Consider the following 19,300-nt stretch of genomic DNA (forward strand, 5'->3'; position numbering starts at 1 on the left):
GATCATCGGACAACGCCGCCGCCACTTCCTTTGGCAACCGCTCCCGCAGCAGGGTTCCCGCCGTTTCCGGGTTGGAGAGCAAAGCCTTCAAAAATCGGTCGTGCGGGTGAACGATGTCGGTCATGGTCGATCCAAGGCAGTAGCATCTTTATCAAAAGAAAGCGAGGTTCCGATGCCTGTTCCCGTTCCAGGAAAACATGCGCCATGGTGGCTCGCGAACCCTGATCCTGTTGCTGATTTTCGTGGAAGTTTGCATCCGTGTCCAGCGAAATCCACCCCTCTGTCGCCAGACATTTGGGCAATGGAGCCGGAATTGGCCCGGATGGCCAGGAAATTTTAAATCGGGGACAGTGAAAAAGGCCGCCCGGCGGTGATCCGGGCGACCGAATGATGAATTCCAGCGAATTGAAAATCCTGCTCGATCAATCCAATCCACCCGAATGATAGAATCCCTGGGTGGTTTCGGTGGCGCCATCGGTGACGCCGATCAGGCAGCGGGGGACCATGGGAAAGTTGGGTGTGAGATAATAGACATAAGCCGCCGTCTCTCCGCCCAAGGTCTTGAGGTCGGCGTTGGTGTTGGCGGCTTCGTTGCAGAGGCCCAGTGCCGTGGTGGAGGTTCCCAGGGTGCTGGGTCCGGTATAGACGAAATCACCAAGGGTCTTGTCGGCAGGCAGGTTCGCCTGAGTGAAGGTGGTTCCCGATGTGACAAGGGTGTTCATGTCCGCCGAGAAGTTACCAAGGGCGTTGGACGTGTCGGTCGTGTTGGTCGTTGGCCGGCCCGAGGCGGCGGCGGTGACGACCGAATAGCTGGCGTAGACCCCCTTCTGCACGACGATGGGATAGCCGTCACGAGCATAACCGACTCCGGTGGCGGTGCTTGGTAGATTGTTCCAGGCGTTGGCGGAATTGGTGGCCATGGGATTGCAGGTGACAGCCGCTGTGCCGCTGCCCCAGGAGATGCCGCAGGGAATGCCATGATAGTGGTAGGCATTGGGGTTCGACTGGGAATGACCATTGTGGGTGTCGAAGCCCAACCGTTTGGTCGCATAGGAACTGCCCGGAGTGGCGGGATCGGTCTGCAACCGCCCTTCCAGACGGAAGGCGCAGGAGTTGGACGCGGACCGGTTGGTCGTCTCACAGGTGCTGGTCAGAGGGTCGAAGGGGATTCCATCCAGGGCCACGCCCAGGCTGTTGGCCAGTCCCAGGGGGGTGTAGATCGGAGAGGCCGCCGTTCCCGCCAGTGCCGGAGCACCTGGAATATAGAAGGTGTACGATACCGCCGCAGGGGTATGGGTATAGGTCCAGGAGGGAAATCCCGCCGCGTTTCCATCGCCATAATATGGAGTTCCATCACTGGTAACCGTGTAGACGGTCATCGATTTTCCGGCGATCGTTTTGGTCGTCGTCGTCGATGAAACATTCGCATCCGCACTCACCGTTTGCGCCGCGAATGATCCAAAAATTCCCCCAAGCAATACGATTGTCATTGCCCGTGTACGAGTCATTTTTTTTGCTCCATTATTCATGTTGATACGAAAAAAAGCAACTGTCCGAGGCTTTACTTCTTCATTGAATCCTCGCATCCATTGTCGCGAATTGTGCCACGGTAATTGATGAGAGTCAAAGGATAAATGATCGCATGTTGGAAAAAATAATTTTGGCGAATTCGTTATCATGGATCATAATGTGACATAGTGTACTTCAATTATGATGATCCGTAATTGATGATAAAAAAAGCCCCGCGAAAAGACCGCGGGGCACACTGAGTGTTTAAAGATGACGTATTCTATCGATACTTGTTCTCAAAACGTCATTGTGACCAGGTTTGAGGTATACCCCGCCTTGAAGGATCCATCGATACCTCCTCCGGTGGCGGATTGCATGGAAATTCCAGGAATGGCATTGGAGGCGCCGGACATTCCCTTTTCCACATTCCAGGACAGCCCTGTATCGATCCCGATTCCGGCGCTGGCTTCAACGCCAAAACCCACCGACCAACCTTTATTGTCGTTGATTGTCCCCGGACTCCAGAAAAATCCCAGGGGCAATACATTGACACTGCCCTGGATACTCGCTCCCAACGATCCACCGGTATAGGACACGATGGCATAGGTATATTTGCCACTGCTGTCGGGCTGGACGTTCATGGCCATGGCGAGACTTGTTTCAGCGCCAACGACAAATGCTGCATCCACGCCCATCAAGGGAATTCCCCAGCATGAATTGGTCATGTTTTCTGGAAGATTGTTTCCGGTACCCGCCACCATGCCAAACTTCGACGCCAGCATTTTCATGTCCGAACCGACCTGGGCGGTGATTTCTCCTTTGGCAATGGCATTCTGGATCCGGTTGTAGGCGGACTTGCCATCGTCATCGAGGTTTTTCAGGATGTTTTGAATCTTGAGCAGGGTGTCTTTGTTCTTGTTGATGAAGCTGGTTCCGGTCGCCTTGAAGATGGCTTCGAGGGCCGCGTTCCAGGCCGATTTCAATGCAGCGACGGAGGCTTCGTAGCCTGACTTGACCGCACTGACGGAGGTGGAATAAACCGACTTGGCGGTTGTGGCAAGGGTTTTCAAGGCATCCTGGGTGATGGCTTTGCTTTCGGACTCTACCCTGTCGATTGCCGAGTTGATGGCGGAGCTGGTTTTGTTGGCGGCGTTACGGGCGTCTTCATACGCATCCTTGACCCAGTCGGCAAGATTTGAAAAGGTCTTTTCCGCCCGACATTCAATATCCCAGGTACCACAATGTCTGCTCTTGTTCCAGTCGCTGGACCAGATCGGTTCGGCATTTTTGTTGTAGATGACCAGCTTCTTGTCCTTCTGCATCACCAGAAACGCACCAGGATTGCCACTGGTCTTGGACTCCCACCGGAGTGTCGAACCCCTTTTTATGACAAGGTTTCCATCTGTTTCCATGCCCAGATAATATGCAGGGTAATCCTTGTTATCGGTGTCGCTGTTCCATTCGGCGCCATAGGAGCTGTTGTACAGGACAAAATTGCCATCCTCCTGGAAAACTGCATAGTAGGTACCATTTCCGCCCGATTTGATGCAATTTGAGCCAAGGATACATTTTTTCTCGGGACCCGGTTTGAGTGTCTGTCCGGAAAGCAGCATGCCGTCCTCCCTGGTCTTGCTTTCCCATCGCATCGCGGTGCCTTGAAGGACTGTCAGATTGCCATCGGGTGGCAGAAGAAGAAACGAACCCGTCCTGCCATCGGTATTGGTTTCCCAGACAAGCGGCACCGAGTGCGAAAGCGCTTTCCGAATGACAAGATTGCCGTCCGTTTGCATGATCAGATAGTTTCCACCCTTGTTTGCCGTATTGGAATTCCAAATGGGCCGTTTGAGGGTTCTGTCGTACAGAACAAGGTTGCCGTCATTCTGGAAAATAAGGATATAACGCTCGTTGGCCGATACCAGGGCCTGGTTCTTTGTCATCATCGCCCCCGAGGGGAGCATATCCGCGGCCTGGGCGGAAACGGAAAGAAAACTCACAGCGACAGCCAGCAGGAAAATCAGGAACCTGATATACCTCATGGGGGGGGGAAGGGATGCGCGAAGACCGTCGCGCACAACGGGTGCGTAGGGTACGGATGGGTTTGTCTTCAATTGAATGACTCCTTGACCGAGTAATGTTTGCGCCATTTGAATACCTGGCGCGGTATGGTGCTGGTTCCAAGGATCCAGCAAACAGCAACCTTCCAAGAGTTCGCCGTTTTTTACGTCCACTCGACAGTGATGCAATCCATTTCACTATAAATTGAACCTGGCTTTCCTGGAAGTGAAAAGGGGTGGAATGTTAACTATTTGTTGACAGATATTAAATGGGAGGTTTACTTTTCATTCATGGAGGCTGTTATAATGATCCGGCTATAGGCCGTTCTTGATGCTGTCGGTTGCCGAAGTGGCTGAGATTGTGGCGGCGTCGATGATCGAGGTGCTGACCACGCCTGCGCCCGTTTGCGTGGCTTGAAGGCTGGCGGCGGCGGTTTGGAGGGCGGTAAGATTGGTGGTATCGATACCAAGGGTCGATTGTTTTTGCAGCGCTTCGGTGAGGTCGTCGGTGATTTGCAATTCCTGGCTGGCGCTGACGAGAAGGGCGGCCAGGGTCGTCGTGGCGCTGCTGGTGGTGACGGATGGTTCCAGGGTATTGACGGCCTTGGATAATGCCGTAAGCACATTGGCGGCGGTAACCTGGGTTCCGTCGGCGTTGGTTGTTTTCAGGCTGTTGTTGGCCACTTCCACGGCGATGACCGCCTTGTGCTGCATCGTTGCCGTGACCAGGGATGTGGCGCTGAATCCGGTCGGAGGGGTGCTGGTGATGGTTGCGCCGTTGTAGACGCCATTCAGGGTGCCATCGGCCATGTCTTCTCCGAGGACCGCCAGGGATTGACCGACACTGGTCGTTCCCGGACCCGCGGTGCGGCGGATCGTTTCGGCCAGGGCGGGCGAAGCCCGGACGACCGAGGCCACGTTGCTGGTACGGATGGGACTGGTGATGGGATCGAATCCGCTGTCCTGGGTATCGATACCGAAGCCGAATTCGGCGAGAATGCCTGTTTTCACGAGCGAGGCGATGGTCGCCGTCACCCCGGCCAGGGAACCCGCGGAAAAACGGGCGGCATGATACATCACGGTCGTGATGGGAGAAATGTTGGCGGTGGTCTGGTTGGCATCGATGACGTAGGAATCCATGTCCGCCGCCGTTTCCCCGGTGATCTGGTTGGTGCCGCCGGAACTTGCGACATGCAATGGAAAACTTGCCCCGGTGGGTAGGGTCAAAACATACCTTGCGTCCGACCCGGAGGTCGTCGTTCCCAGGACGGTCGCATCGGAACGGTCCTTGATGGTGATGGTCGCGCCAACCACGGGTCCATCCAGGACCGCGCCGGAAACCGTGAAAAATCCGGAAGGGCCGACCGCGGCAACGGATGAAGAGATCACCGAGGCGGCATATTGGCTGGTTTTGATATTGCTCGTGACCGTATCGACCGCGCTCGTGGCGCGGCTGGTCACGCCACTGTCCAGGCGGTCCTTGCCGGGTTGGCCCGCTTGCAGATTCCCGGCGGCCTGTTCCAGGTCGGTCAGGGTGGTGGTGCTTTCTCCCAGGTTGCTCTGGATCTTTGTGACATTGCCGATGTCCGTCATCATCTGGGTCAATTGTTTTTGTGATACGGTCATCCGATCCATTCGTTCCAGGGCAGTGCTTGCGGAGACGGATGGAATCACCCGATAGACAGCCTCGGAAAGCAGGGTTTTTGTTTTGGCTGCCGAAAGTTCCGTCCCGTCGGATTTGGTCACGGTCATGGCGTTGGCGAGAACCTCCAGACCGACGGCAATTTTTTGTTGCACGACCGTTGCCGCAATGGTGGCGGCGTTGAATCCCGTCGGCAGGGCATTGGCCAGATCCGTTCCTGATTTTTTTCCATCAATGGTACCATCCGCCAGATCTTCGCCCAGAACCGCAAACACCTGGGCGACGCTGGTCTGGTCGGAGCCGACCGCGCGGCGTACCGTCTCCGCCACGGCCACCGAGGACCGAACCATGGAGGCGATATTGCCCGAATCCGCCGGAGTGGCAATGGGATCGATCGTGCTGGATTCGGCATCGATGCCAAAACCGAATTGGGCGACCACGTTCGTTTTCGCTTCCGCAAGCATGGCATCGGTCATTCGCGCCAGATTGCCGGCATTGGCGATCACGGCCTGATGGATCAGGGTGGTCATGGGTGTGATGTTGGCGGTCGTCTGGCTGGCGCTGGCAATCAACGAATCCATGGCGGCGGGCGCTTCCTCGGTGATCTTGTCGGTTCCGCCACTGACGGTGACGCGCAGGGGATAGGTCGCTCCATCGGGAACCACGATGCTGTATTGGGCATCGGTACCGGTTTTAATGGCGATCAGGGATTTCCCATTACTGTCGATCAGGGTGACCCTGGCACCGATCACCGGACCATCGATGACGGTACCGGATACCGTGACGGAAGTGGCGCCACCACTGTCGCCACCCCCACCGCCACAGGCGGAGATGGAGGTCCAGAGGGGTAGAACCAGCGCTGCCGCGATGGCCTTTTTCAGGGTGTCCGCCATAAGATGACCTTGTAGGAACATGGAAACAGGAATGGATCGTCTTTCTTCATACCATGATTCGTTAAGAATAAAAATATACAATAGAATGCGTGGAAAAATAATCGATCAATGCGTTTTTCCGCTTATCCAAGTTTCCCGCATGATGCCTCTCGTGAAATGGAAAGTCAAAACCAAAACAAGGAAAATAAAATACGGACATGGCGGATACCTGTGCAGGGAGCATGAATACGGGTGTGTACGCCAAGGGAAACGATGGCGGGTTTGTGAGAAACCGTGACCGTCCGCTCCATTGCTTCCATGGATTTTCCACGAGGAGACGAGGAAAAACGACTCATGCACTCTTGATGAACATTTCCTTATTGCACGAAGTATGGTAGACAAGAGTCAGAAGGGATGGACCTTGATGAACTGTATTGTCAGAGGATGATGATTAAAAGAAAATAACTTTAAAAATTTTTTTGGGGATGGCACGGTAATGGGGATTTCAAGGTTTGGCGCGTTGCTGGTTGGTTCGATGGTGTTGACGCTCCATGGATGCACGACCCCGGGAACGTTTTTCGGATCCGGGCAGGGGCAACTCGAAACAGGTGTCACGGCAGGGGGCGACCATCGTCCGGGGGTGGGGGGGCCTCGGGAGCATCGTTTCGCAGCCCGCCGTTTCGAGGAAGTTCTTGCCACGAGGCTGAATTCCGGATCGGAGGCGGACCGCCTGGCGACCGAGGCAGTCAAGTTCATAAGCGAAAAAAAATATGAGGAGGCCTCGAAAAAAATCAATCAGGCGCTGAAACTCAGGGTCGATCGTTCCTACTACCATCTGATCAACGCCATGGCCTATCACCTGATGCTTCAAGGGGGCAACGGGGGCACCATGGATCTGGCGCAGCAGGGGTACGAACTGGCCATCCAGTTCGATGGTGGCAACTGGATGGCCCATTATCTTTTGGGACGGTTGTACATCGACAAGGGAAATTTCGATCAGGCAGTCCATCATCTTTCCGTCGCCATCAATCTTCATCCCGACGACCCCGAGCTGCTCAACAGTTTTGTCTATGCCACCTACCGTTCGGGGCGTCCCGACCTGGCGGCGGGGGGGGTGCGGGGATTGGAAAAGTTGCAGGCCCTGGAGAGTCCGGCGGCACTGCGCAATGCCGCCATGGTCATGGCGGCGCTCGGTTCCATGGAGGAATCCCGATCCTATTTTTCACGCATGAGCGACCGGATGGACGATCCGCATGTGGTACAACTCGTGGACCGCCGCATCGAGAATTGGAACGATGTGTACCAAAGGCAATCCCTGTCCGCTCCGGTTCAGTTGAAAATGGCCGGCAATTTCGGCAAGGCCTTCGGGGGCGGCAGCAATTATTTTTCCGGATCGACGGGTGGCTCGGCAACGGGTGGTGATGGATCGTCCTCCGGGAGTGGCCAGACCTCCGCAGGCACGGAAGACAAGATGGTGGTGGTCGATGTCGTTCTGGTCCATACCGAGGAAAATTATTCGACGGCCAAGGGCATCAACCTGTTGAACGGCCTTCAGGTGCAGTTTGGCAATTCCGCCAGTGGCCTTCCCGCTTATGGCAGGGAATGGAGTCGAAAGCATGTCAAACCGACGGTGGTCACGAATTCCTCGACGAGCGACATCGAGGCCCCCGTGCGTTTTTCGCTGGACAATCCGGATGAAACCGAACGTGCCATCACCCGGGCCTTGACCATCCCGGCCATCACCTATTCCCTCAACATTTTCAATGCCACCAACGAGCGCAACGAAATCCTCGCCCGTCCCACCCTGGTGGCGCTTGCGGGACAGCCCTCCGAATTTTTCTCCGGGGTGCAACTGGTGGCGGCGGCGGTATCGTCGGGGGCCCAGGGGGGGGAATCGGTGCGCATCGAAAAGGAGATCGGGGTCAAGATGACCGTCACTCCGTCGTTCATGAACGACGGGCGCATCCGTCTTGGGATCGTGGCGGAGCGGACGTTCCTGAAAGCGCCGAGCAATGATGTCAACTTCACCTTTCGCATCGAAACCACCTTGAACAAGGTCGTCGCCAACGTGGTCATGCGTTATGGCGAAACCCTCATTCTGGGGGGACTGAGTGAAAAGGAAACGGAAAATTCGCGCGATGGAACCCCATTTTTGCAGGATGTACCGCTGTTGCAATATGCCTTTTCGCGCAATGTCTCCTCCGATTTCCAAAAATCGGTCCTCATCCTGTTGACGCCCCGTCCGGCGCAATACACCTACCAGACGGAAAAGTCACGCCTCGAATACGAAAAGTCGCTGGGAGAGGACGAACGCGAGGTGGATGCCTTGCGCTCACGCTACGCGGACTGGTTCAAACCCTATCCCAACTGGGCGTCGATCTTTCATCACATGCAGGAAAATTCCCTCTATCGGGAATTCCGCACGGGCGATGTCACCCTGGAAAACTGGGCCGACCTGCGAACCACCCAGGACCGGTTGTTGCAGGTTCTGGATTTTCTCTATTATTGACGGGATGACGAGGGCCGGCCATGGGATACGATGCACGTTTGCGTGGACGGGGAATCGCCGTCCTGTTGCTGCTGTTTGCGACTTTGACCCAGATTTCCTGCACCGCGAAAAACGCTTCCCAGCTTCGGAACGGCATGGGTTTGAAATCCTGTACCTTTTGTGATCTGCGTTATGATGATTTTTCCCGGATGGACCTTGAGAAGGCTGATTTCTCTGGGGCCTATCTGTTTGGCACCAATTTTTCCTGGTCCATCGCCAGGAAGGCCCGCTTCGAATCGGCGATCATGTACCAGGGGCGGATGGAATGGGCCGATTTCGACGGCAGTGATTTTTCCAAGGCTTCGATCGGGGGGACGGCGCTGTTTCGTTCGAGCTTTCGTGGGGCGCGGTTGCGTCTGGCCGATTTGTCGCACGCCAATATGACCGGAATCGATCTGACCAATGCCACCATGGTGACGACCATTCTTGAAGGGGTCGATCTGACCGATGCCTCGATGAGCGGCGTCAATCTGCGCAGCGCCACCCTGAGGGATGCCAACCTGGCCAACGCCCGTCTGCGCGACGCCGACCTCCAGGGGGCAGTCCTTACCCGGGCCAACCTTCAGGGCGCCGATGTGAAAGGGGCCAATTTCACCGCCGCGGTCATGAATGAGGCCTCCTTCGCCAACACGTATGTACACACGACCAATTTTCGCAAGGCCAACCTGGACAACGCCGATTTTTCCAACGCCATCCTCGATGCGGTCAATTTCCAGGGGACGCGCTTGCGCCACGCCAATTTCACCGGCGCCACGATCAAGAATGTCATCCTTCATGGGGCGGATTTATGCGCCGCCACCATGCCCGATGGCAATCAGATTCCTCCCTGCCCCGAAAAGGCAACCGCGTCACTGACGACCTCGGCTGTGGTGTCCCAGATGGTTGCCACGGGTTCTGCCGACAGTGGCGCCATGGTTGTCCTTCCTCAACCGGACCTTCCCGTACCCGTGACGTCTGCCCCGCCGTCCGAGGGGCAACCGATCGATGCCAACCCGATCGATTCCGGCGGCGCCATGGCGATCGAACCATCTCCGGTCGCTTCGCCCGGTCCTCCCGTTGTCGATGCCGCGGCGGTTCGTCTTCCGGTCCAGGACAAGCGGCGGGTGGTCGCGGTCCCTGGGAATCTCTTCGCCAAAACGGAAAAAGGGAGTCCCGCCGGGGTGATCGCCGAAACATTGGATATCCTGCTCAAAAAAATGGGCTATTCCCCGATCTATGTCTCGATGCCCATCGCCGAAATGCCCGATGCGGTGGAAAACGGTTTCGTGGATGTCGTCGCCATGGCCCTTCCGTTTGGAAAGGGTGTGGAAAAACTTCTATTTACCGATCCTCTGATCGAGGAATACAACACCGTTCTGGTGCGCAGGGATGAAAATCTTGTCCTTGAACGGATCGCCGATCTTCACGGGCGCACACTTGGCGGACGCGAGGGCTATCTTTATCCACTGTTGAAAAATGATCCTGAAATCAAGCTGCAATTGTTCGCTTCCGATGGCGAAATGATTCGCAACCTGATTCTGGGAAAGCTGGACGCGGTGATCATCAGCGGAATTTCCAATCTTTATGTCCTTCGTTCGGAGGGGATCATGGCCCAGCTGGATGTCCTGAAAAAAGCGGTGGGTGTGGTTCCCATGCAGGCGGCTTTTTCTCCCGGAAAGTTCAAGCGGGAGGAGCTGGAAACGTTTAACGGGATGCTCAAGGAATTCAAACAGGGGCCGGAATGGACCTCAGTCCTGGAGCATAACGGTCTTTCCGATCTGGTTCGTCCGTGGTCGGTCGCGGTTCCCTGATCCGGGGTCGTGCGGCGGCTTTTCCGGAATGTCATTTATTCATGAGATGATAGGACGCGCTGATGTTTTCCGTCATCCGCAAAATATGGTTTCCGTTGCTCGTCATCTTTTCGTCAATGGTCCTGATGTATCAGGAGGAGGCCATTGTCCATTTTCTTGGTACCATCCCCGAGGAACGACTGACCTTTCACCGTTCGCTCCATTCGGTCATCTGGTTGATGAACGCCTTTTGCATGATCCGCCTGGTCAACGTCCTGTTCTGGGATGGCGTGGTTGCCGGGGTCACGGGGGCGAAGGCGCCGCGATTGATCAAGCAACTTTCGGGTGTCGTGATCTTTTTCATCACCATTGGGGGAATCACCGGTGTCGTCCTGGAGAAGGATGTGACCGCACTGTGGGCAACCTCGGGAGCGGTCGGTCTGGTCATCGGTTTCGCGGTTCAGGGGATCATTCTGGACACGGTATCCGGGCTGGCCATTCACTTTGAAAATACGTTTGGTGTTGGCGATTGGGTTCTGCTCCATACCCGTTCGGGAAAATTTTTTGGCCAGGTCAAGGAGGTCAACTGGCGAGCGACCCGTATCATGACCCTGGAAAACACCTTGGTGCTTGTACCTAATCGGACGGTAACCTCGATCATTCTGACGAATCTTTCCATGACGCCGGTACAAACCTATGAAATCAAGTTTATCTTCGATTTTTCGGTTCCCGTCGATCGGGCCTTGCGGGTATTGACCTCGGGGGTTCTCAATGCCATCGGGCCGGAAGGGGTTCTGGACACCCCCCGTCCGGAGGTCCTACTTGGGAACATCAACGAACTGGGGGTCGAATATTGCATGCGTTATTCCATCCCGCCGGCCAGGATTCCGCCGCCGACGGCGCAGCATGTGGTGTTGATGCATGTTTTGCGGCATATCGACAAATCCGGTCTGACGCTTGCCTATCCCAAACGGGATGTATTCACGACGCAGATGCCCTGGCGGCAGAAAAATTGGGAGAGTCGCAACAAGGTCGAACTTCTTGGCAAGTGCGATCTTTTTTCACAACTTCCCGCGGGGGCCCTGGAGTTTATCGCCGGTCAGATGCAGTTGCTTCAGTATCGGGTCCAGGATCATGTGTTCAAACAGGGGGACAGTGGCGATTCGATGTTCATTCTGGCGGAAGGTTTGCTGAATGTTTTTGTCACCCAGGGGGATCGACCGGTTCGCGTGGCCCAGATCAGTCCTGGGGGTGTTTTTGGCGAGATGTCTCTGCTGACGGGGGAAGATCGTTCCGCAACGGTTACCGCGGCGCACAATTCGTTGGTCGGTGAGATCGGCAAGGAGTGCATCAAGGAACTGCTCAACCAGCACCTTGAGTTTGCCGCGACCATTTCCCGTTTTGTGGCGGAGCGGATGTTCCAAACCCAGCAAACCCTCTCCACGCCACGGGAGGAGCGGGAAAAGATCATGGAAAGCACGTCACAGTCGATGTTGGGAAAAATGAAACAATTTCTTGGATTTGACGAGTGATGGTCCCGGATTTCCAATGTTCCGGCCAAGTGGCAATCACGGCCCAGTTGATCCTCGATGGCGGCGTTGACCCATACACCAGGCGCATCTTCAGCGCTGCTGGTCCAGGATGCCAGTGATCGTCTGTACTTGGCGACGCAGGTCGGGGCCGGTCAGTTCGTTCAGGCTTTGCTGATCGGACATAGGCTTGAAACCGGCTTTGACCAGGCGTTCCCGCAATTGCCCAGGCGTGAGCCTGGCCACCTGGGCCAGTGTCGTCAGCGGCGCTGCCGACAAGGCACGGATGGGCGGCGCGAACGGAGGCTCGCTTTTTTTTTCGGAGCCGAAAAAACTCAGAAGCAGCACCAGTACGAACACACCGATCAGCAACTGCCCGCGGCGTGTATCGAGGTGGCGTTTGAAGCCACTGAAGTTTGCAATCACATGCAAGAGCACTCCTCCGAGCAGTACCCAGCTCAACCACTCATGGGCAACCTTGTTGAGACCGCTGTCAACGTGGAAGAAAATCAGAATACCCGTTACAGCCGAAAGCAGGAAGGCGCCCGTAGTGACCGGTGTGACCCATTCACGTTGAATTGCCATTGAAAACTCCTTTGATCCGAAACATCAATGTCCACGATTCCGGCCCACCAACCGGAATCCCCACTGCAATAAATCATCGACATAACCGTAGATTACCGGAATGACCAGAAGTGACAACAACGTCGAGGTGATCAGTCCACCGATGACCACGATGGCCATCGGAGAACGAAAACTGGGCTCCGCTCCGAGGCCAAGGGCAACGGGAAGCATCCCTGCCCCCATGGCGATCGTCGTCATGACAATGGGACGCGATCTTTTGCGGCAGGCATCCAGAAGTGCGGCACTCCGTGACAGTCCGCGCTCCCGTCGTGCGACCACCGCATACTCCACCAGGAGAATGGAGTTTTTTGTCACAATCCCCATGAGCATCAATATGCCGATGACCGCGGGCATGGAAAACGAATTATTCGTCAACAACAGCGAAAGAAAAGCCCCTCCCAACGACAAAGGCAAAGCCGCAAGAATCGTGATTGGTTGAAGGAAGTCATGAAACAGCAAAACCAATACGATGTAGATGCACACCACTCCCAAGGACATCGCGCCGGCGAAACTGCCAAACAACTCCTTCATCCGCTGGGCTTCGCCATCTGGAGGCCGATGGACACCCTGGGGCAGGGATTGCATTGAAGGAAGGGCATTGACCTCGGACAGGACCTCGCCAAGGACGCGCTGTCCCAACTCGATGTCGATGCTGGTACGACGCATCCGGTCCATGCGATCGATCTGTGTCGCGCCACTACTCATTGCGACCGTCGCCACCGCTTCCAGGGGAACGATTCCGTTTTGCGCCGCCACGGGCAACTGCCGAATGGCGTCGAGATCATGGCGCACCTGGGGGGCGAGGCGAACCCGTATGGGGACTTGACGTTCGGGCAGGTTGAGTTTTGCCAACTGCACCTTGAAGTCGCCGGCCGTGGCGATACGCACCGCCTGAGCGATGGCCTCACCCGAAACACCCAGATCGGCGGCCCTGGAAAAATCGGGCAGAATATGAATTTCCGGGCGTTTCAATGAAGCATTGGAACGAACATTTCCCACCCCTTGCAATGTTCGAGCTTCCCTTTCGACTTCCTGAACAACCTGATTGAGGGCCAAGGCGTCGTTGCTGGCCAGAACCAGGGTCAACTTGACTCCCGGTCCATGGGAACTGATCGACACACGCACCCCAGGAAGAGTTTGAAGAAGAGAACGCAGTTCGTTTTCGAGGATCGATTGTTTTTTTTCGCGTTCGCGGCGATCTTTCAGGACCACGACCAACGTCGATTTGCGTACATCACCGCTGGCCCCACCGCCCAGAGGTCCCCCTTCGGTATTGGCGGCGGACCCGACCGCGCCATAGACGCGGATAACTTCTGGAAGTTTACGAATGATATTGGTCGCATGTTGCGAGACACTCAGGGTATCGGACAAAGAAGAGCCTGGTGGCAATTCCAGATTGACCAGAGTTGCGCTGCGATCCGCCGCCGGGACGAATCCCGAGGGGAGCAGCGGCGCCAGGGAAACCGATCCGGAAAAAAATAACAGCGTCCCCAACATGGTCCAACGGGGATGCTTCAGACATGTGGCGACCATCCGCAGATATACCCTTTGCCAACCACTTTCCGGCGTTTCATGATGATTGCCACGCAACAGGTGGGCGGCCATCATCGGCGTCAAAAGCCGTGCAACGACCAGGGAGGCCAGGATGGCTGCCACGGCGGTCATGCCGAAGGGACGAAAAAACTTGCCTGGAATTCCTCCCATGAAGGCAGTCGGCAGAAAGACCGCCACCAGGGTCAGTGTTGTGGCAATGACCGCCATGCCAATTTCGTCTGCCGCTTCCATGGCGGCCTGATAAGGTGATTTTCCCATTTTCAGATGGCGGACGATGTTTTCCACCTCCACGATTGCGTCGTCCACCAGAATTCCCACCACCAACGCCAGGGCGAGGAGGGTCAGGGTATCCAGGCTGAAGTGGGCCATTCTCATGATGAGGAAGGCGGGAATGATGGAAAGTGGCAGGGCCGCCGCCGAAATCAAGGTTGCCCGGGCATCACGAAGGAACCACCAGACGACGAGAACCGCCAGGATCGCCCCTTCATAGAGCAATTCCATCGATCCTTTATAATTGTCGAGTGCTGGAGAAAAGGTATTGTAGGCCTCCTCGATCACCACCCGCGGATGATTCCGGGAAAACTCATCGATGACCCGGCGCACTGCCTGGGCGACCTCGACCTCACTCCATCCTTTGGCGCGTGTCACCTCGAAGCCGACCACCCGTTCGCCGTTCATCAATGCGATGCTGGAAGGTTCGGCCTTGCCATCGGTAATGGAGGCGATCTGGGCGAGGGGCACGGTTCTTCCCCCCGGAAGCGGAATATCCAGAGTCCGCAGATCATCGAGCGATTCGGGAGCGGCGATGGTTCGGATGGACTGAACATCGTCGGCGATGTCGCCGCGTCCTCCTGGGGCATCCTTGCGTACCTGCCGCAAAAGACGCGATACGTCTCCCGCCGTAATGTTGAGGGAACGCATGCGGACGGGATCGAGATCGACCTGAATTTCCCGGTCGATTCCCCCCATGCGGTTGAATCGGCCTACCCCGGGGACGGAAAGGAGCGACTTGGCGATATCATTGTCCACCAACCAGGAAAGTTCCGCTTCATCGAGGAGATCGGAACGGACGGTAAAGGCGATCATGACGCCACCGGTTGTCGTTTTCTTTGAGATGACCGGGGCGGTCATATCTTGCGGCAGATCGCTGCGGATGGCATCGACGGCGTTACGGACCTCGTTGAGGGCGACTTCGGAGTTCTTGTCGATGTTGAATTCGACAACGATGGTGGCGGTGCTGTCGGTCAGGGTTGTTCGGATGTGATCGACCTCTCCCAGGGTTGCGACCGAATCCTCGATCTTTCGGGCCACCTCGGTTTCCAACTGGGGCGGAGCGGCCCCTTCAAGAGTGGCGGTGATGGTGATGGCGGGAAGTTCGATATCGGGAAAGTTTTGAATGCCCAGGGAACGAAACGAGGTCAAACCCAACAAGGTCAGCAGGGCGAAGAGAAGAATCGCGGGTACGGGATGCCGGATGGATAGGGATGAAAGATTCATGGTTTTTCCTCCGTCAGCAAAACCCGATCACCATCCTTGAGAAAGGCGCCACCGGTTGCCACGACCCGTGATTTTTCATCAAGGCCCGAATCGATGGCGATCCTGTCCTTAAGTCTTCGTCCGGTAACGACCTTGCGTCGGACAACGTGATCATTACCGGAAAGCACGAACAGATAGGTAAAACCATCGGCATGGACGATGGCCGATTGGGGCAGCGTCAAGACGGCATCGTCTCCGAGGAGAATTTCCCCCTGGGCGAACATGCCTGCCTGGAGGAATGGCTCCCGGGGAAGATCGAAATAGACCAATCCCTTTCGGGTTGTGAGATCCTGGGTTGGAGCGATCTGGCGCATGGTTGCCACGATGCCGCGGCCATTGGACAAGGAAAGATTTGCCCGTTGTCCTGGACTGATGGCTGCGAGTTGTGCCGCAGTCAGTTCAGCGCGCCATTCGAGGCGTCCCTGACGCAGAAGGCGAAAAAGTTCGTTGCCAACCTGGACCACAGCACCGAGACTGGCCAGGCGGGCCGAAATGATACCGTCATCGGCGGCAAGAATCCGGGTCTGTCCGAGGCGGACCTCTTCCAGGGCCAGCGAAGCCTGGGCTGCGGCCAATTCAGCCTGGGCGGACTCTTCGCCCAAAAGGTATTGGGTGATCTGTTGATCGGAGAGTGCCCCGGATCCCTTGACAGCGCGGGCGCGGTCACCATTGGCCCTGGCAAGGGCGAGTCCGGCCCTGGCGCGGGCGACATTAGCCCTGGCAAGGGCGATGGTTGCCTTGATGGTGGCATCGGAAAGGCGAAGCAACTCGTCGCCTTTCCGAACCTCGCTGCCGACGTCCACCGAAAGCGATTCGATGGCCAATCCTCCGATCTGGGCGGCGACCACGGCCTCCTGCCAGGGGTGAATGCCACCGGCGACCAGCATGGTTCTGGGCCATTGTGTACGAAGGGGCGTAACGGCAGTCACCGTGAGCACCGCTTTTTCGCTGGTGACGACAGGTTCCGCCGCCGTCACAAGATGCGCTGTAAGCCCCACAATCAATGAAAAAAAAATGGCAATCGATTGAGGAAATGTCCACTTGATCATCTCACGCTCTCCTGCTGGTCGGCGCCACGATCGATTCCGGATCCCACCCACCTCCCAGCGCCTTGTAGAGATTGATCCATTGTTGGATTTCAAGTTTTTCGAGTTGAATCACCTGTCGTTCAGCGCCGAGGCTTCGTCGCCGTGCCTCTTCCAGGTTCAGAAGGCTGATCCCACCTGTTTTCCAATTTTTTTCACTGGCGGCCAGGAAGGAGGCATAGCCATGTGCCGCCGAGCGGGTATCCTGAAGGCGTTGCCGGGTCCCGGACAGGTTGACCAGGGCATTTTCGACCTCGCGGACGGCGTTCAGCACGGCCTGACGATAATTGGCCAGGGCCATGTTCCATCGTCCCCGTGCCGAGCGGACATTGGCGTCGCGAACGCCGCCGTCGAGGAGTGGCAGGGAAAGGGCGGGACCGAAGCTCCATGGTTGATTGTCCAGGGTATTTGTGCCGAGGGCGACGCTGCCGACCCCGATGCTGCCCAACAGTGACAACCTTGGATAGCGGCTCGCCTCGGCGACGCCGATTTCGGCATTGGCTGCCACCAGTTCTTCTTCGGTGGCTACCAGATCGGGTCTTTGACTCAACAAACGGGCTGGAAGGGTCGTCACTGCGAATGGGGCGATCTTTGGCCAGAGTTGTGTGTTTGCCTTCAGGAGATGACGTACCTCATTTTCCTCAAGCCCACTGAGAACGACAATACTTTTGATTGCCATGTCACAGGTTGCCTGTTGCAAGGTCCATTGGGAGCGGGATTCGTCCAAAGCGGCCCGGGCCAGATCGCCATCGCTTGGCGCGACCAGCCCCCCTTCGACCGCCCGCAGCGTACTGGCGAGGGTTTGTTCACGAGAGGTTCGTTCATGGGCAAGGCTGTCAAGGAGGCGCATGCAACCACGCCATTCCACATACGTGGTTGCCACTTCCGCCGCCAGCGAGACCCGCAAGCCGTGCCAATCGGCAGTTCGAGCCGCCACCTTGGCGGAAGCGCTTTCCGAGGCGCGGCGGATGCGTCCAAAAAGATCGATTTCCCATGTGGCGTCCACCACGGAAGCCGCCGTGGACATTTCATAAGTTTGGGGCGAATTGCCATGATTGCCGCTTCGGGTCGCGCTTGCGGCCAATTCTGTTTTGACTGTTCCTCCCGCCTCCTGGACCACCAGCCCGGCCCGGGCGATCTCGATGGCCGCCCATGCCCCCTCCAGTCCTGGATGGTGGTCAAGCGTTGCTGCCAGCAATCGATTTAATGTCTCGTCCTCGAATCTGCCCCACCACTGGGTCATGTTTTCCCGTGAGCCATCGTGCGGCAAAGCGGCCTGCCAGTTTCCCCGAGGCATTTTTTCTTCCGGCCTGCGATAATCGGGTCCCATCAGGATGCATCCTTCCAGGCCGAGCAGGATCATCAGCGAAAAAAGAAAGTGGAAAAAAGTGGGCATGTGACGATGATCCATTGACGAAAGCAATACGTGTTATTTATCTTCCAAGATAGATATTTGAAGGAATCTTATCCTTTGTTCATATCCAAAGCAAGATTTTTTTCCATCCTCTTATCGATCGCGCATGGAGTCCGCATGGACGAAGAACTTCAAGAGATCATCGAGCAGCAACGGATCCATTGGCCCGAATCGTTCCATGAATTGCTGACCCCATTTTTTCACACGTTGCATCGGGCGCACGGGGTCATTTTGGGACAGGCGTTCAAGGTGATGGGGCACCATGATCTGAGTCCGGCGGAATTTGATGTTTTGGCGAGTCTGCGACGTTCGGCACCTCCCCATGAAATGACGCCATCGCAATTGCAAAAAGCGCTGTTGCTCACATCGGGAGGTCTGACGAAGGTATTGCAGGAACTGGAACGACGGCATTTGATCACCCGCTCCACGGCCATGGAGGATCGCCGGGTCAAACCCGTTCGGTTGACTGTTGATGCCCTTCCGTTGGTGGAACAGGTCATGAATTCGATGATTCGGCAGGTGGGAGGCTGGATCGAAACATCACTTTCCAGCAGAGAAATTGAGGAAATCACTATAATATTGTTAAAACTGACAAAAACATGATTATCATATGTATCTGTTGTCTTGAATATTGATTATATTTTTATTTTTATATTATATATTATTTTCATAAATCAGCCTGCCAACCCTTAAAAAAAAGACCATTCCAGATCTTGACTTTCAAATGAGATGGAATCATATTCTCCAGCCATGGGGCCATAGCTCAGATGGGAGAGCGCTTGAATGGCATTCAAGAGGCCGGCGGTTCGATCCCGCCTGGCTCCACCATTTAAACCGCACCTATTTTGGGATACGTAGTTTTTCGACTTCGGGATCCAGGGAATTTTTCACCCACAATCGATCTGCAAGTTCGCAAGGCGTTTGATTGATTTCATCCTGAAATTTTGCCACGCGGTCAATGAGTTCTTTACTGGTTGAGTGACAAAAGAAATAGGTAACCTCCTCGCGTAACCAGTGCCAAAGAGACTCGACCGGCATAAAATCCGGGCTGTATCCGGGAAGAGGAACGAGATCAATTTTCATGTCTATGGCCGCATTCTGTACCAAGAGGGAACGATGATAGGGTGCCCCATCCCAGACCAGTTTGATTTTTCGATCTGGAAA

At 55.9% G+C, this 19,300-nt stretch carries 13 protein-coding genes and 1 tRNA gene; 5 read left to right on the forward strand and 9 right to left on the reverse strand.

All coding sequences use genetic code 11. The features are described 5' to 3' along the window. From HQL76_16500 to HQL76_16515, 4 genes are all read right to left on the reverse strand, one after another. Positions 1 to 124, reverse strand: a 124-nt coding sequence (locus HQL76_16500) for an Rpn family recombination-promoting nuclease/putative transposase (GenBank protein ID MBF0110768.1), incomplete at its 3' end; no start/stop codon positions are given. Positions 125 to 422: 298 nt separating this feature from the next. Further along, complete coding sequence (locus HQL76_16505; GenBank protein ID MBF0110769.1) at positions 423 to 1,379, reverse strand: YHYH protein; 957 nt, start codon at positions 1,377 to 1,379, stop codon at positions 423 to 425. 426 nt (positions 1,380 to 1,805) lie between these two features. Further along, the gene (locus HQL76_16510; protein ID MBF0110770.1) at positions 1,806 to 3,617 is read right to left on the reverse strand and encodes a hypothetical protein; all 1,812 of its coding nucleotides are present in this window, start codon (positions 3,615 to 3,617) and stop codon (positions 1,806 to 1,808) included. Positions 3,618 to 3,878: 261 nt separating this feature from the next. Next, positions 3,879 to 6,119: a hypothetical protein gene (locus HQL76_16515; protein MBF0110771.1), complete on the reverse strand. Its 2,241-nt coding sequence runs from the start codon at positions 6,117 to 6,119 to the stop codon at positions 3,879 to 3,881. Positions 6,120 to 6,573: 454 nt separating this feature from the next. On the opposite strand from HQL76_16515, the gene HQL76_16520 reads away from it, so the two are divergent. The 3 genes from HQL76_16520 to HQL76_16530 all read left to right on the forward strand — a co-directional run bounded on the left by HQL76_16520 (position 6,574) and on the right by HQL76_16530 (position 11,926). Continuing rightward, a complete protein-coding gene (locus tag HQL76_16520) occupies positions 6,574 to 8,586 on the forward strand; it encodes a hypothetical protein (GenBank protein ID MBF0110772.1) in 2,013 nt (670 codons plus the stop codon). A 20-nt stretch (positions 8,587 to 8,606) separates the two neighbouring features. Then, the gene (locus tag HQL76_16525; protein MBF0110773.1) at positions 8,607 to 10,415 is read left to right on the forward strand and encodes a pentapeptide repeat-containing protein; all 1,809 of its coding nucleotides are present in this window, start codon (positions 8,607 to 8,609) and stop codon (positions 10,413 to 10,415) included. A gap of 62 nt (positions 10,416 to 10,477) precedes the next feature. Continuing rightward, a complete protein-coding gene (locus tag HQL76_16530) occupies positions 10,478 to 11,926 on the forward strand; it encodes a mechanosensitive ion channel family protein (protein MBF0110774.1) in 1,449 nt (482 codons plus the stop codon). Positions 11,927 to 12,016: 90 nt separating this feature from the next. Here the strand turns inward: HQL76_16530 and HQL76_16535 are convergent, their stop codons facing one another. From HQL76_16535 to HQL76_16550, 4 genes are read right to left on the reverse strand one after another with little or no spacing between them, the layout of a single operon-like run. Continuing rightward, positions 12,017 to 12,508 carry a DUF4405 domain-containing protein gene (locus HQL76_16535; protein ID MBF0110775.1) on the reverse strand — a complete coding sequence of 164 codons (492 nt, stop codon included), beginning with the start codon at positions 12,506 to 12,508 and terminating at the stop codon, positions 12,017 to 12,019. A 24-nt stretch (positions 12,509 to 12,532) separates the two neighbouring features. Next, positions 12,533 to 15,598 carry an efflux RND transporter permease subunit gene (locus tag HQL76_16540; protein MBF0110776.1) on the reverse strand — a complete coding sequence of 1,022 codons (3,066 nt, stop codon included), beginning with the start codon at positions 15,596 to 15,598 and terminating at the stop codon, positions 12,533 to 12,535. Beyond that, positions 15,595 to 16,686: an efflux RND transporter periplasmic adaptor subunit gene (locus tag HQL76_16545; GenBank protein MBF0110777.1), complete on the reverse strand. Its 1,092-nt coding sequence runs from the start codon at positions 16,684 to 16,686 to the stop codon at positions 15,595 to 15,597. The genes HQL76_16540 and HQL76_16545 overlap by 4 nt, the downstream gene beginning before the upstream one ends. Position 16,687: 1 nt before the next feature. Beyond that, entirely contained in the window at positions 16,688 to 18,118 is a 1,431-nt protein-coding gene (locus tag HQL76_16550; GenBank protein ID MBF0110778.1) for an efflux transporter outer membrane subunit, read from the reverse strand. 135 nt (positions 18,119 to 18,253) lie between these two features. Between HQL76_16550 and HQL76_16555 the strand changes: the two genes are divergently transcribed. Together HQL76_16555 and HQL76_16560 are read left to right on the forward strand one after the other, a co-directional pair. Then, complete coding sequence (locus HQL76_16555) at positions 18,254 to 18,739, forward strand: MarR family transcriptional regulator (GenBank protein ID MBF0110779.1); 486 nt, start codon at positions 18,254 to 18,256, stop codon at positions 18,737 to 18,739. A gap of 149 nt (positions 18,740 to 18,888) precedes the next feature. Beyond that, positions 18,889 to 18,964: transfer RNA gene (locus tag HQL76_16560), tRNA-Ala, on the forward strand. A 12-nt stretch (positions 18,965 to 18,976) separates the two neighbouring features. On the opposite strand, the gene HQL76_16565 is transcribed toward HQL76_16560, so the two are convergent. Then, a partial coding sequence (locus tag HQL76_16565; protein ID MBF0110780.1) for a transposase occupies positions 18,977 to 19,300 on the reverse strand: 324 nt, incomplete at its 5' end.

This window comes from Magnetococcales bacterium (genome assembly GCA_015228815.1).
In the GTDB taxonomy this organism is placed as follows: Bacteria; Pseudomonadota; Magnetococcia; order Magnetococcales; family UBA8363; genus UBA8363.

Bases quoted from the DNA above. Each gene is read 5' to 3' on its own strand.
- HQL76_16515 (MBF0110771.1), bottom strand. From the start codon at position 6,119: ATGTTCCTACAAGGTCATCTTATGGCGGACACCCTGAAAAAGGCCATC.
- HQL76_16535 (MBF0110775.1), bottom strand. From the start codon at position 12,508: ATGGCAATTCAACGTGAATGGGTCACACCGGTCACTACGGGCGCCTTC.
- HQL76_16525 (MBF0110773.1), top strand. From the start codon at position 8,607: ATGGGATACGATGCACGTTTGCGTGGACGGGGAATCGCCGTCCTGTTG.
- HQL76_16550 (MBF0110778.1), bottom strand. From the start codon at position 18,118: ATGCCCACTTTTTTCCACTTTCTTTTTTCGCTGATGATCCTGCTCGGC.
- HQL76_16540 (MBF0110776.1), bottom strand. From the start codon at position 15,598: ATGAATCTTTCATCCCTATCCATCCGGCATCCCGTACCCGCGATTCTT.
- HQL76_16555 (MBF0110779.1), top strand. From the start codon at position 18,254: ATGGACGAAGAACTTCAAGAGATCATCGAGCAGCAACGGATCCATTGG.
- HQL76_16505 (MBF0110769.1), bottom strand. From the start codon at position 1,379: ATGACCGTCTACACGGTTACCAGTGATGGAACTCCATATTATGGCGAT.
- HQL76_16520 (MBF0110772.1), top strand. From the start codon at position 6,574: ATGGGGATTTCAAGGTTTGGCGCGTTGCTGGTTGGTTCGATGGTGTTG.
- HQL76_16545 (MBF0110777.1), bottom strand. From the start codon at position 16,686: ATGATCAAGTGGACATTTCCTCAATCGATTGCCATTTTTTTTTCATTG.
- HQL76_16530 (MBF0110774.1), top strand. From the start codon at position 10,478: ATGTTTTCCGTCATCCGCAAAATATGGTTTCCGTTGCTCGTCATCTTT.